This window comes from Mycobacterium deserti, assembly GCF_025345615.1.
Lineage (GTDB): Bacteria > Actinomycetota > Actinomycetes > Mycobacteriales > Mycobacteriaceae > Mycobacterium > Mycobacterium deserti.
Genome location: NZ_JAODWD010000006.1, coordinates 1 through 13,965, shown reverse-complemented (window position 1 = coordinate 13,965; position 13,965 = coordinate 1). Strand labels below are relative to the sequence as shown.

The window sequence follows — 13,965 nt, the reverse complement described above, 5'->3', positions numbered from 1 at the left end:
ACATGGCAAGTTTCCGGCTCACCACCAAGGTGCAGGTCAGCGGTTGGCGCTTCCTGCTGCGCCGCGTCGAGCACGCGATCGTGCGCCGGGACACCCGGATGTTCGACGATCCGCTGCAGTTCTACAGCCGCGCGGTGTTCGCGGGAGTCATCATCGCGGTGCTCATCTGCCTGGGTGCAGCGCTGCTGGCCTACTTCAAACCGCTCGGAAAGCGCGGCACAGACACGCTTCTGGTGGACCGCACCACCAATCAGCTCTACGTCACGATCCCCGGCACCGGTCAGCTGCGCCCGGTGTACAACCTGACGTCGGCGCGGCTGGTGCTCGGCAATGCCGGCACCCCGGTGGCCGTGAAGTCCGACGAGCTGAACCGGATGCCGAAGGGCCAGCCGATCGGTATCCCCGGCGCTCCGTACGCCACGCCGCTCGGGGGCGCCAACTCGATGTGGACGTTGTGCGACACCGTCACCAAGCCGGAAAGCGTGGCGCCCGAGGTGGAGACGTCGGTCATCGCGCGCCCGCTGCAGATGGATGCGTCGGTCGGTGCGATGCGCCCCGACCAGGGCATGCTCGTGACGTACAAGGACAACAACTGGCTGATCACCGACGACGGCCGCCACGACGTCGACCTCGCCGACCGCGCTGTCACCTCGGCGGTGGGCATCCCGGTGACGGCCAAGGCGACGCCGATCTCCGAGGGCCTGTTCAATGCGCTGCCGAATGCCGGGCCATGGCGACTTCCCGACATTCCGCGCACCGGTGAGCCGAACACGGTTGGGCTGCCGCAGAATTTGGTGATCGGCGCGGTGTTCAAGGCGTTGACAGAAGACGGCGAACAGCACTTCGTCGTCCTCCCCGACGGCATCGCGCGCGTGAACGACACGACTGCGGCGGCGTTGCGCGCCACCAATTCCTACGGCCTGATCGCACCGCCACCGGTGGAGGCCAGCGTGGTCGCGAGGATTGCCGAACAGGTCTTCGCCTCACCGCTGCCGGACAAACCGCTCGACATCCTGCTGCGTGAGGACGATCCCACGCTGTGCTGGGCGTGGCAGCGCGAACCGGGCGACCAGACGCCGAAGACCACCGTGATCGCGGGCCGGCACCTGCCGATCCCGTCGTCGGCCATGAACACCGGTATCGACCAGATCGGCGGCGACTCAACCGTTTACATCGACGGCGGCCAGTACATCCGGCTGCAGTCGCCCGACCCCCGCTACGGCGAGAGCTTGTACTACATCGATCCCCAGGGCGTCCGATACGGACTCCCTAACGAGGAGACGGGCAATAATCTCGGCCTGAGCGGACCGAAGACCGCACCGTGGCAAGTCGTCGGCCTGCTTGTCGACGGGCCGCTGCTGTCCAAGGAGGCCGCGCTCGTCGAGCACGACACTCTGCCCCCAGATCCCAACCCGCGCAAGATCAGCGAAGGCGTCAACGGCGCCGCCCAGCCCGCGACGTCGAACACCGGAGGCGGCGGATGACCACCAAGAAGTTCACCCCGATCATCAAGCGCGGGCCGCGGTTGACGCCCGGCGAGATCAACGTGACGCCGCCCGACGACCTGGGCGTCGAGATCCCGCCGTCGGGCATCCAGAAGGCACTGCCCTGGGTCATGGGCGGCGGCATGATCGGAATGATCGTCATCATGATCTTCACCGGCATCCGCCAGCTGTCGCCGTACATGCTGATGATGCCGCTGATGATGGTGATGGCGACCGTCGGGTTCATGGCCGGTGGCGGGCCTGGCGGCAAGCGGGTGCCCGAAATCAACGCCGACCGCAAGGAATATCTCCGGTATCTGGCTGGGCTGCGCACACGTGTGACGTCGTCGGCGGCGGCGCAGGTGACGTTCTTCAACTACCACGCACCGCATCCCGACGATCTGCTGTCGATCATCGGAACCCACCGGCAGTGGTCGCGGCCGGCCAACGCGGACTTCTATGCCGCCGTCCGCATCGGGCTCGGCGCCGAACCGGCGGTCGACCGGCTGCTGAAGCCGGCGGTGGGCGGCGAACTGGCCGGGCCGCAGGGCGCGCCGCAGCCGCATCTCGAGCCGGTGAGCCACATGTGGGTGACGAAATTCCTACGCACCCACGGCTTGATTCACGAATGCCCGAAACTGGTGCAGCTGCGGACGTTTCCGACCATCGCCATCGGCGGCGACCCGGCCGGTGCCGCCGGGCTGCTGACCGCGATGATCTGCCACCTGGCGGTGTTCCACCCGCCGGACCTGTTGCAGATCCGCGTGCTCACGGACAACCCTGAGGACCCGAACTGGTCGTGGGTCAAGTGGTTGCCGCACGTGCAGCACCAGAACGACACCGACGCCGCGGGCGCGACGCGGCTGGTGTTCACCCGGCCCGACGGGCTCAGCGATCTGACGGCCCGCGGACCGCACACCGCCGACGCCACGCCCAGTGGGCCTTACGTCGTCGTCGTCGATCTCACCGGCGGCAAGGCCGGATTCCCGGTCGACGGGCGCGCCGGTGTCACCGTGATCACGCTCGGCAACCACCGCGGGTCGGCGTACCGGATCCGGGTGGACGCCGACGGCACCGCCGATGACCGGCTGCCCAATCAATCGTTCCGCCTTGTGACGACGGTGACCGACACGATGACGCCGTCGCAGGCGGGCCGCATCGCCCGTAAGCTGGCCGGCTGGTCGATCACCGGCACGATCATCGACAAGAGCGTGCGGGTACAGAAGAAGGTCGCCACCGAATGGCACCAGCTTGTCGACGCGCAGACCATCGAGGAAGTGACCCCGAGCCGGTGGCGGATGTTCACCGACACCGACCGAGACAGGCTGCGCATCCCGTTCGGCCACGAGCTCAAGACCGGCGACATCATGTACCTCGACATCAAGGAAGGTGCGGAGTTCGGCGCCGGTCCGCACGGGATGTTGATCGGCACAACGGGTTCCGGTAAGTCGGAGTTCCTGCGCACGCTGATCCTTTCGCTCGCCGCGACGCACCACCCCGACCAAGTCAACCTGCTACTCACCGACTTCAAGGGCGGCTCGACGTTCCTCGGTATGGAGAAACTGCCGCACACGGCGGCGGTGGTCACCAACATGGAAGAGGAAGCCGAGCTGGTCAGCCGCATGGGTGAGGTGCTCAGCGGCGAGCTGGACCGCAGGCAGTCGATCCTGCGGCAGGCCGGCATGCAGGTCGGGGCGGCGGGCGCGCTGTCCGGTGTCGCCGAGTATGAGAAGCACCGCGAGCGTGGTGCGGACCTTCCGCCATTGCCAACGCTTTTCGTCGTCGTCGACGAGTTCGCCGAGCTGCTGCAGAACCATCCGGACTTCATCCAACTGTTCGACCGCATCTGCCGCGTGGGCCGGTCGCTGCGGGTGCACCTGCTGCTCGCCACGCAGTCGCTGAACACCGGCGGCGTGCGCATCGACAAGTTGGAACCCAACCTCACCTATCGGATCGCGTTGCGTACCACCAGTTCAGCGGAATCCAAGGCGGTGATCGGGACGCCGGAGGCGCAGTACATCACCAACAAGGAAAGCGGCGTGGGATTCCTGCGGGTCGGCATGGAGGACCCGGTCAAGTTCCACAGCGTGTACACCGGCACGAACTACGTGCCCACGGCGCCGGTTCAGCAGAACGGCGAAGCGAAGCCGCGAGTGACGAATCAGAGCCGCATGCGGATCCACCAGTTCACGGCGGCACCGATCATGGATGCGGCGGCGAGCTCATGAGTTCAAGCGAGGAGCCGAAGGCGGATCGCGCATGACCATCGAATCCGAGCAGAGAGTGCTGCGCGAGGTCGTCCTCGACCAGCTCACCACCGGCGAAATCCGCGCCTATCGGATGTGGTTGCCACCGTTGACGGATCCGACGCCGGTCAACGAACTGGTCGAACGCGATCATCAGCGCCGGCCGTTGCGGTTCGGGCTTGGCATCATGGACGAGCCGCGCAGGCACCGCCAAGAGGTGTGGGGCATCGACGTCTCGGCAGCAGGCGGCAACATCGCCGTCGGCGGCGCACCGCAGACCGGCAAGTCGACGTTCCTGCAGACACTGGTTCTGTCGGCCGCGGCATCCCATACTCCGCGGCAGGTTCAGTTCTACTGCGTCGACCTCGGCGGCGGCGGCCTTATTTACCTCGAGGACCTGCCGCACGTCGGCGGTGTTGCAACCCGGTCCGAACCCGACCGGGTCATGCGCGTCGTTGCCGAGATGAAAGCCGTTCTGCGACAACGTGAAGCGACGTTCAAGCAGTATCGCGTCGGCTCGATGGCGGCCTACCGGCAGATGCGCGACGATCCGAACCACCCCGCGTCCGCCGACCCGTTCGGCGACGTGTTCCTGGTGATCGACGGCTGGCCGGCGTTCGTCGCGGAGTTCCCCGACCTCGAGCCCATCGTGCAGGACCTCGCCGGCCAGGGCCTGGCGTTCGGTGTGCACACCGTCATCTCCACGCCACGGTGGACCGAGCTGAAGTCACGCGTGCGCGACTACTTGGGCACCAAGGTCGAGTTCCGGCTCGGCGATGTCAACGAGACCCAGATCGACCGCATCACCCGCGAGATTCCGGCCAACCGACCCGGCCGCGCCGTCTCGATGGAGAAGCACCACCTGATGATGGGGGTGCCGCGACACGACGGCGTGCACAGCGCCGACAATCTCGTCGCCGCAATGTCGGAGGCGGTGCAGATGATCGCGTCCGGCACCACCGAGCAGGCGCCGAAGGTGCGTGTCTTGCCCGAGCGCATCTATCTACGCGAGCTCGATCCGGCCCCGCCGGGCCCCGAGGCGGATTACCGCACGCGGTGGACGGTGCCGCTCGGTATCCGCGAGGCGGACCTGACGGTCGCTTACAACCACATGTACATGACGCCGCACCAGCTGATCTTCGGGGCGCCGAAGTCCGGGAAGACGCGTATCGCGCACGCGATCGCCGAGGCGATCTGCGCCCGCAACAGCCCGCAGCAGGTGCGGTTCATGTTGGCCGACTACCGGTCGGGCCTTCTCGACGCCGTCCCGGACAGCCACCTTCTCGACGCCGGCGCGGTCAATCGCAACAACGCGACGTTGGAAGAGGCGATCAAGGCGCTGGCCATCAACCTCAAGAAGCGGCTGCCGCCGCCCGACCTCACCACCGCCCAGCTCCGCGCGCGGTCGTGGTGGACCGGGCCGGACGTCGTGCTGCTCGTCGACGACTGGCACATGATCGTCGCGGCCAGTGGTGTGTTGCCACCGATGGCGCCGCTGTTTCCGTTGCTGCCCGCCGCGGCCGACATCGGACTGCACATCATCGTGACCTGTCAGATGAGCCAGGCGCACCGAGCAACCATGGACAAGTTCGTCGGCGCCGCGTACGGCGCCGGTTCACCGACGATGTTCCTGTCCGGCGAGAAACAAGAGTTTCCGTCCAGCGAGATCAAGCTCAAACGCCGGCCCCCTGGCCAGGCATTTCTCGTATCGCCCGATGGCAAGGAGGTCATTCAGGCGGCCTATGTGGATCCACCGGAAGAAGAAGTGTTAGCAGCACCCCCACACGGCGGTTAGGATATTACGAGACGGTCAGCAAAGCTGGCAGCGAGGCACCAGCAAAGGGGTCGGGGGAACGATTCCGAGCTCTGTGGCAACACGTGCTGAGTCTTGCGAAAATGCAATACGCAGGCATTACACCCGAACGCGAGGAGTCACCGCAAATGCAACCGTTAGAGCACAACCCGGGCGCCATGGGCGTCGGAGCGCAGGTAGTCGCAAATGGTGTTCGTGGTCTGGCGACCGGCACGGTCGCTACCGCCGAGGTCACCGCGCTGGTGCCGGCCGGGGCTGACGAGGTCTCGGCGCAAGCCGCGCTGGCCTTCGCCGCGGAGGGCGTCGAGGCGATGGCGATGAACACGTTCGCGCAGCAGGAGATGGCCCGGGCGGGCGCGGCCTACATGGAGGCCGCGGGTATCTACACCGCGGTCGACGGCGCCAACGCCGCGACCTTCTGATCTGCCAACCGACGACCTCCGACACACACCGGGCGAGGAAGTAATAGACGATGTTCTGGCATGCAATGCCGCCAGAGCTCAACACTGGGCGGCTGATGGCCGGCGCTGGGCCAGCGCCGATGCTTCAGGCCGCTGCGGGCTGGGAAGCTTTCGCGATCTCGCTGGAGACGCAGGCCGACGAACTGGCCGCCAGCCTGGCGAATTTGACCTCGACCTGGAGCGGATCGGCGAGCGAGCGCGCCGTCTCGGCGACCATGCCCATGGTGGTGTGGCTACGCACAGTGGCGATGCAAGCCCAGAAGCGTGCGTTGCAGGCCACGGCGCAGGCGAATTCGTACAGCCTGGCGATGGCCACCACGCCGCCGCTGGTGGAGATCGAGCAGAACCACATCACCCATGCGGTTCTGGAGGCCACGAACTTCCTCGGCATCAACACCGTGCCGATCGGGGTCAACGAGTTCGACTACTTCGTTCGCATGTGGAACCAGGCGGCCGCGGTGATGGACGCCTATCAGGCGGAGACGGCGATGAACATCATGTTCGAGCCGATCTTGCCGATGAAGCCGATTGTGCTTCCGGGCGTCGGGGAGAGCGCGGCCAGCGCGGCGATCGGACAGGCCGCCGCGATGGCGCCGGCAGCGGCACTTCGCAACGCGGCGATGGCGCACGTCAGCGCGCAGGCCACCGTCGAGTCGGCGGGGCTGATGACCGGACGCGCAGTGGCGCAGGGCAATATGGCCGCCCAGCGCGCCGAGGGTCAGGTGCAGAAGGCCGAAAACACCGCGCAGCAGGTGGCCGGGCAGGACCAGATGCAGCAGGGCATGCAGCAAGGCATGCAGATGGGTATGCAGATGGCGTCGCAGCTGGGCTCGATGCTGACCCAGCTGCCCCAGCAGGGCATGCAGATGGTGACCCAGCCGATGCAGCAGCTGACCCAGCCGTTGCAGCAGGTGACGTCGATGTTCGGCCAGCTCGGCAGCATGGGCAGCGAGAAGGCTCAAATGGGGTTGATCGGAGCCAGCCCGCTGTCGAACCATCCGCTCGCGGGGGGTTCGGGTGCGACCTCCGGTGCGGGGCTGGTGCGCGCGGCCTCACTACCGGGGGCCGGCGGCACCGCGGCGCGGACACCGTTGATGGCGGGCCTCATCGGCGAGACGAAGCCTGTCGCCGTCGGGCCAGCGGGAGCGGGCGCAGGCGCGGGCGGTGCGGGCCTGGCGCCCGTCGGTGCCGGCGGAGGAATGGGCCCGATGGGTGGCATGGGCCAACGCGGTTCGAGCGGCGGCAACAAGCAGGGGCTGACGGCGCCGTCGGTGTTGCCCCAGGACCTAGGTGAAGACGAAGGCGACGACTGGTAGTCGCCGACACAGACTTCCCGGTCACCTGACCGGAAAGACTCGCCATTCCCGTGGTGAGGACACAGGAAGAAAGAAAGAGTATCCAGCATGGCACAGATGAATACCGATGCCGCTGTCCTCGCCAAGGAGGCAGCTAACTTCGAGCGGATCTCCGGAGAGCTCAAGGGCGTCATCTCGCATGTCGAGTCCACCGCCGGCGCGCTGTCGGCCCAAATGGTCGGTCAGGCCGGCACCGCCGCGCAGGCGGCGCTGATGCGCTTCCACGAGGCCGCCGCGCGTCAGGTTCAGGAACTGAACGACATCTCGGCGAACATCCACACGTCCGGCATGCAGTACACCACCACCGACGAGGACCAGGCCGGTTCCTTCGCGTCGGCAATGAACATCTGACCTCAACGACTTACAGAAACGGAGAAAACACATGAGTGAACAGGTATGGAACTTCGCCGGAATCGAAGGCGGAGCAGGCGAGATCCAGGGCGCCGTCGGCACCACCGCGGGCCTGCTCGACGAGGGCAAGGGCTCGCTCGCCGCGCTCGCCTCGGTGTGGGGCGGCAGCGGCTCGGAGTCATACCAGGCCGTCCAGATGCGTTGGGACAGTACCTCGGCCGAGCTCAACGCCGCGCTGCAGAACCTGGCGCAGACCATCAGCGAGGCCGGTTCGACCATGGCCCAGACCGAAGCCGGCGTCACCGGCATGTTCGCCTAACACGAGAGTTACACGCGGGTGGGCGGGCTTGTCCTAGGGGGCGATCCCGCCCACCTAATGTGTTTCGCTGAGTGCATCAACCATTTGAGAGGTACCCATGTCGGCCGACTATGACCGGCTCTTCCACCCCCCGGGCGACGTCGTGAAGACAGCCGACGACCAAGGCGCGGAGTCCGACGCTTCCAAGGGGGCGGCGACGCCGACGAACACAGGTGGACCAGCGCGCACCGAGGCCACTTCGCCTTCAATGCCGGTCGCCTCGAACCAGACCCAGGCCACCCCTGCCCCGCCGCCGCGGCAGTCGGAGATCACGACCCAGATGCCACCGACGCGGGCAGCCGCACCCCAGCGTCAGCAGGCCAACGGCATGATGCGGGCGCCGAAATCCACGGGTCCGGCCGGCGCGCGTTTCGAGCAGCCGCGTGCGGCGCCGACGCCACCACCGCGTCCCGCGCCCGCGCCCGCGCCGTCGCAGCACTTCGCCGACGCCCAATCCGACAAGAGCACCTGGCGGCCCGGTCAGTCGGTCGCTCAGCCCACGCCGACCTCGGCGGCGACCATCGGCAACCATCGCGCCATCGACGCGCTGTCGCACGTCGGGGTGAAGTCGGCGGTCAAGATGCCGTCGCAGCGCGGTTGGCGGCACGTGCTCTATCTGCTGACGCGGATCAACATGGGGCTATCGCCCGACGAGATCTACGAATTGGATCTACACACCCGGATCCGCCGAAATGCCCGCGACTCGTACCAGATCGGAATCTTCGGCCTGAAGGGCGGCGTCGGCAAGACGGCGGTGACCGTGGCCTTGGGGTCCTCGCTGGCGAAGGTGCGCGGTGACCGCATTCTGGCTGTCGACGCGGATCCGGACGGCGGCAACCTCGCCGATCGTGCGGGCCGGCAGTCGGCCGCGACCATCGCGGACCTGCTCTCTGACAAGGAATTGGCGCGCTACAACGATATTCGTGCTTACACGAGCATGAACGGCTCGAACCTCGAAGTGCTGTCGTCGGAGGACTACAGCGCGGCGCGGCGAGAGTTCAACGACGAGGACTGGAAGGGTGCGACGAGCATTGTGTCGCGCTACTACAACCTGGTGCTCGCCGACTGTGGAGCCGGGCTGTTCCAGCCGGCGGCGCGCGGCGTGCTGTCGACGGTGTCGGGTCTGGTGATCGTGGCCAGTGCGTCGATCGACGGCGCGCGGCAAGCGGCTATCACCATGGACTGGTTGCGGCAGAACGGATATCAGGATCTGCTCGGTCGGTCCTGCGTGGTGATCAACCACGTGGTGCCGGGCAAGCCGAACATCGACGTCGAAGATCTGGTGCAGCAGTTCGAGCGACATGTGCCGCCGGGCCGCGTCCTCGTGTTGCCGTTCGACAAGCACATCGCCGCGGGCACCGAGATCCAGCTGGACCTGCTCAGCAAGACATTCCAGCGACGCATCATCGAACTGGCGGCGGCGCTGTCCGACGACTTCGACAGGCTAGAACGTCGTTGACCAGTACCGCCGCAGCAGCAGCCACCTCGAGCGTGACGCCGGGTCGACCGTCGACCACGCGCGTGACGATACTGACCGGCCGGCGGATGACCGACCTGGTGCTGCCGGCATCGGCGCCGATCGAGACCTACATCGACGAAACCGTATCGGTACTGGCCGACCTGTTGGAGGACACTCCGAAGGACGTGCTGGCCGGTTTCGACTTCACCGCGCAGGGGGTGTGGGCCTTCGCGCGACCAGGCGCCCCGCCACTGAAGGCCAGTGAGTCGCTTGACGACGCGGGAGTGGTCGACGGGTCGCTGCTGACGCTGGTGTCGGTCAGCCGCACTGAACGGTACCGGCCGCTCGTCGAGGATGTGATCGATGCGATCGCGGTGCTCGACGAGTCGCCGGAGTTCGATCGGTCTGCGCTGAATCGTTTTGTCGGCCTAGCACTCCCGCTGGCGGCGCTGGCCTTGACGGTGATGACGCTCGTCGCGTGGTCGCGTACCGGGCACGACTGGTGGTGGGCCGTGGCGCTCGCTGTGCTGGGCCTCGGCTTGCTGGGTGGCAGCATGTTGGCCAAGAGCCGCTACTCCAACATCGACATGACGGAGAGTCTGCTTGTCGCGTGCGCGCCGGTGCTTGCCGGCGCCGCGGCGTTGGCGGTGCCGCTGCCGGAGGGTGTCGACGGGTTGGGCGCGCCGCAGGCCGCGGGCGCTGCAGCGGTGCTCTTGCTGCTGACGTTGGCGACTCGTGGTGGCCCGCGTAAGCGGGCGGAATTGTCGTCGTTCTTTGCGGTGACGTCGATCGCGGCGACGTTGGCGGCCATTGCTTTTGGATACGGCTGGCAGTACTGGGTCCCGGCGGGTGCCATCGCGTTCGGGCTGATCGTGGTGACGAACGCGGCGAAATTGACTGTGGCTGTGGCGCGCATTGCGCTGCCGCCGATTCCCGCACCGGGCGAAACGGTAGGCAACGAGGAACTGCTCGACCCGGTCGCGACGACCGAGACACCGGATGACGAATCGCCGACCTGGCAGGCGATCATCGCGTCGGTTCCCGATTCAGCGGCGCGACTGCACGAACGCAGCGAGTTGGCCAAACGGCTGCTGATCGGGTTCGTGACCGCGGGTGCGTTGGTGTTATCGATCGGCGCTATTGCGGTTGTGGTGCAGGGACATTTCTTCGTGCACAGCATGATCGTCGCCGGCCTGGTGATGTCGATCTGTGCGTTCCGGTCGCGGCTGTATGCCGAACGCTGGTGTGCCTGGGCGCTGCTGGCGGCGGTGGTCGCGATCCCGACGGGTGTGATGGTGAAACTGAGCCTGTGGTGGCCGGACAGCGCCTGGCTGGCACTGGCCCTCTATCTGGCGGCGGGGATCGTAGCGCTGATCATCATCGGTGCGTCGAGCAGCGTGCGTCGAGTGTCTCCGGTGACCAAGCGGATCTTCGAATTGCTTGACGGTGCGGCGATCGCGGCGACGATCCCACTGCTGTTGTGGATTTCCAGCGTGTACGACATGCTGCGAAACCTGCGCTTCTGATCGCAAGACGGACCGAAGCGAAGCGTCTACTGAACGTCCTCGCCCGAGCTGGTCCGGAACGCATTGTTGAAAGCGCTCAGGCCGTCGCCAAAGCCCCTATCGGACAGATACTCCTGCAGATCCAGGAAGTAGGTGCGCATCGCGTTCTTCGAGAACTCGCGCTCTACTTCGGCTGGCGGCATTAGCTTTCCGCCACGCACGTACTTGCCGACTTCTCCAGGGTTGGGGTCGGATCGCAGCAGGGTCGAGGCCGTCCGGACAGCCATGTCGTTGAGCGCCTCGCCGCCTGTACTTACCGGAATTTCTGCGCCGGTCTGCCGAGCCGCGCCGGCGACGGCACCCAGAAGCGAACCCGCCGCTCTCAGGTCGGTGACAGACTCATCACTATCCGACGCGGCTGAGGCCGCGTAATCCTCGTACATCTCGGCTGCGGACTGAACGGATTCGGCGATCAAGCGACCTGCCTCAGGATCAGCAACGAGCACCGACAGGAGCCCCCGCAAGGCTGAGGGGTCGTCCGAGACCTGGGTTCGAGGCGCCTGGAAGGCGGCGTCCTGACCACCGGCCAGGTCTTTGATGTAGGGTGCCAGGGCGGTGGCGTAGCTTCTAATAAGGAGCGGATTTAGTTGTGCTGCAGTGACCTTTGAGGACCCGAGGAACCCGGACTTGATCGCGGTCAGGTTGTTGTGGTGGGTCAGGAGGAACTCGGCGAGCACGGCCGCGGCCTGGTTGGCCTGCGACGCGGCGCCGGCCTCAGTTGCATGGGCGTCAGCGCCGATCCAAGTGAAGCGCGTTGCCGCGGCGGCGCCATCGTCGTCCCATGCGTAGGTCGTTAACCGGTTGAGGACATCATCGGCCTCGTCGCTGGCAAGCAGCTGAGACATCGCCGGTGGAGAATCGGGCGGGAGCTCGGGAGGTGCGGTGCCGCAAGCAGATACGGCGATGATGCATGCCGCCAGGATGCCGAGCAGGTTCGTCGTATGCTTCATCCGCCTGGCTTGAATCCTTCCGGAACGTTGATGCCGCCGGCGTTCTGGTACTGCGTGTAAAAGGTGTTCATCGCGTTCGCGAAGCCGCGTTCCTGTACATACTCCTGCATGTCGAGGTAGTAGTCGCGCAGTTGATTCGGCGGGATGTCCTCAGGCTTCTTCAATGTCCCATCGCGGTTCACGTACTCGGCCATCTCGCCGAGGTTGGGATCGCCCTTCACCAGACCTTCGGCGATGTAATAGTTCGTCTGATTCATCGCATCCGCCACCGTTGTGGTGGACGCATTCGATTGCACGGATTGGAGTGTGGGCTCGCTACCGATCATGCCCTTGATGGTCAACTCTGCTAGCGTGCCGCCGACGCCACCCGGTATCTGCCCCGCCGGCCAGCCCAGGGCAGCGCCCAGCGCCGCCTTCTTGATGTTGTACGCGTCCTTCTGATTCTCCAGATTGTTGGCGCCGCGTGACTCCATCTCCTGCACCGCCGCTGAGTCGATGACACCCAGGAGTGCCCCGGCGTTGGCCAGGTTGTTGTAATCCGGATGCCGCTGGTAGTCGAGGATGTGGTCGTATGCGGTTTCATTCCACGCCGTCGCCGCTGTCTTGTCTGAATCCATCACAGCGAAGATGTTGCGCATCTCGGTGAAGTCTGAATTGGCCGTTCCTGGAACGACTTCGAATCCTGGCAGCTCGCCGTCGCCGAGCATCGCTTTCTGATATGGATCGAGTGCATGACCCCACCCCTGCACGAGGTCCGGATTCATCTGCCCGACGGTGATGTCTTCCTCCACCCCGAAACCACCCGGCAAACCCGGGCCACCGGGATGCTTGAGATTCAATAGTTCGTCGCCCTTGTCGCCCAGGTACGACGACAGTGCGTTGGCCGTTTCGCCCGCCCGCCTGGCGACATCTTGATCAGCGGACGTCGCGTCCGCGTTGACCCAGTCGGTGAGCGTCCGGACCGAAGCACCGTTGTCCGTCCATTCGTGGCGGGCAACGTCGTCAAGGAAGGTCGAGTTCGGCTCGGTGATCATGTCGTGACTGACAATCTTGTCGCGACCTGCCGAGTTGAAAATGTCCTGAACGATCGAGTCACCCTCGGGGTTGGAGGTTTTGAAGTAGTCCTTGTTCTCCTGCTCGGCGCCGTGCAACACGTCCACCGCGCGATCCATCATGGTGCGGTCCAACTCGGAGCCCTGCTGGAATTCTGCGTCACCGGCCTTGATCAACTCCGCGACCTGCTTGAGGTCATCGCCCGAGGGGTAGGTCGTGACGGGGACGGGCAGGTTCGGGTCGGTATGCTCTCGACTGACTGCCTGCGCCTCGATAGCGTCCTTCACGCTGGCCGGCAGCATCCCCGTACCCCCGGTAGCGGCGTCGGTGTCCATGCCGGGCGGAATTTGATCTTCAAATTGCTCACCAATGACGATGGGGAACTTGACGTCGGGGTCGCTCATCACCTGCATTGAGTCGCCGATGATGTCACCGTGTTCGCCCAAGTCATTCTTGATGCCAACGAGCTGATCGAGCGACATGCCAGCCATCTGGTGCTGCATCTGGCTGATCACTTGGGCTTGGTCAGGTTTTAACGGTAGCGGCGGGAGCGTGGCATTCGGGCTGTTGGGATCGGTCCGCGGATGCAGTTGGTTGGGGTCAATCCCGTCGAGGATGTCGTCCACCTGTCGCGCCGCCTCGTCATCACCGGCGAGCGCTCGACGGACGAGGTCTTCGATGTCTTTCTCCCGCTTCTCGGCTTCCTCTGTCTTCTCGTCCGTCGCGCCGAGAGGGTCATCTTCGCCGCCGGTCTTGTCCCCGGCGAATCGCTGGTTGCCCAGTGCCTGGAACTCTTTGCCCAGCTTCCCGAGCCGCTCGGCTATGGCGTTCGATTGCGAGTTCGACGTCTTGACGATCTCCTCGAGCTGA

General features: G+C 65.7%; 11 protein-coding genes. 9 read left to right on the top strand and 2 right to left on the bottom strand.

The genetic code is table 11. The features are described from left to right. The first annotated feature begins 2 nt into the window (after nt 1–2). From eccB to eccD, 9 genes are all read left to right on the top strand, one after another. Nucleotides 3–1,484: a type VII secretion protein EccB gene (gene eccB, locus N4S67_RS22780; RefSeq protein ID WP_260995317.1), complete on the top strand. Its 1,482-nt coding sequence runs from the start codon at nt 3–5 to the stop codon at nt 1,482–1,484. Beyond that, nucleotides 1,481–3,712 carry a type VII secretion protein EccCa gene (eccCa, locus tag N4S67_RS22775; RefSeq protein WP_260995316.1) on the top strand — a complete coding sequence of 744 codons (2,232 nt, stop codon included), beginning with the start codon at nt 1,481–1,483 and terminating at the stop codon, nt 3,710–3,712. Before eccB ends, eccCa begins: the two co-directional genes overlap by 4 nt. 31 nt (nt 3,713–3,743) lie before the next feature. After that, the gene (eccCb, locus tag N4S67_RS22770) at nt 3,744–5,525 is read left to right on the top strand and encodes a type VII secretion protein EccCb (protein WP_260995315.1); all 1,782 of its coding nucleotides are present in this window, start codon (nt 3,744–3,746) and stop codon (nt 5,523–5,525) included. A 146-nt stretch (nt 5,526–5,671) separates the two neighbouring features. Beyond that, nucleotides 5,672–5,965: a PE family protein gene (locus tag N4S67_RS22765; RefSeq protein ID WP_260995314.1), complete on the top strand. Its 294-nt coding sequence runs from the start codon at nt 5,672–5,674 to the stop codon at nt 5,963–5,965. A 50-nt stretch (nt 5,966–6,015) separates the two neighbouring features. Then, nucleotides 6,016–7,320 carry a PPE family protein gene (locus N4S67_RS22760; protein ID WP_260995313.1) on the top strand — a complete coding sequence of 435 codons (1,305 nt, stop codon included), beginning with the start codon at nt 6,016–6,018 and terminating at the stop codon, nt 7,318–7,320. 87 nt (nt 7,321–7,407) lie between these two features. Further along, on the top strand, nt 7,408–7,710 hold the full coding sequence (locus N4S67_RS22755; RefSeq protein ID WP_260995312.1) for a WXG100 family type VII secretion target: 303 nt from the start codon (nt 7,408–7,410) through the stop codon (nt 7,708–7,710). Between the two features lie 31 nt (nt 7,711–7,741). Then, a complete protein-coding gene (locus N4S67_RS22750) occupies nt 7,742–8,029 on the top strand; it encodes a WXG100 family type VII secretion target (protein ID WP_260995311.1) in 288 nt (95 codons plus the stop codon). Nucleotides 8,030–8,126: 97 nt separating this feature from the next. Next, nucleotides 8,127–9,527: a MinD/ParA family ATP-binding protein gene (locus N4S67_RS22745; protein ID WP_260995310.1), complete on the top strand. Its 1,401-nt coding sequence runs from the start codon at nt 8,127–8,129 to the stop codon at nt 9,525–9,527. Then, the gene (gene eccD, locus N4S67_RS22740) at nt 9,524–11,053 is read left to right on the top strand and encodes a type VII secretion integral membrane protein EccD (RefSeq protein WP_260995309.1); all 1,530 of its coding nucleotides are present in this window, start codon (nt 9,524–9,526) and stop codon (nt 11,051–11,053) included. The genes N4S67_RS22745 and eccD overlap by 4 nt, the downstream gene beginning before the upstream one ends. A gap of 26 nt (nt 11,054–11,079) precedes the next feature. Here the strand turns inward: eccD and N4S67_RS22735 are convergent, their stop codons facing one another. Then, complete coding sequence (locus tag N4S67_RS22735) at nt 11,080–12,042, bottom strand: hypothetical protein (protein ID WP_260995308.1); 963 nt, start codon at nt 12,040–12,042, stop codon at nt 11,080–11,082. Next, a partial coding sequence (locus N4S67_RS22730) for a TPR repeat region-containing protein (protein WP_449288840.1) occupies nt 12,039–13,965 on the bottom strand: 1,927 nt, incomplete at its 5' end. The genes N4S67_RS22730 and N4S67_RS22735, both read right to left, overlap by 4 nt.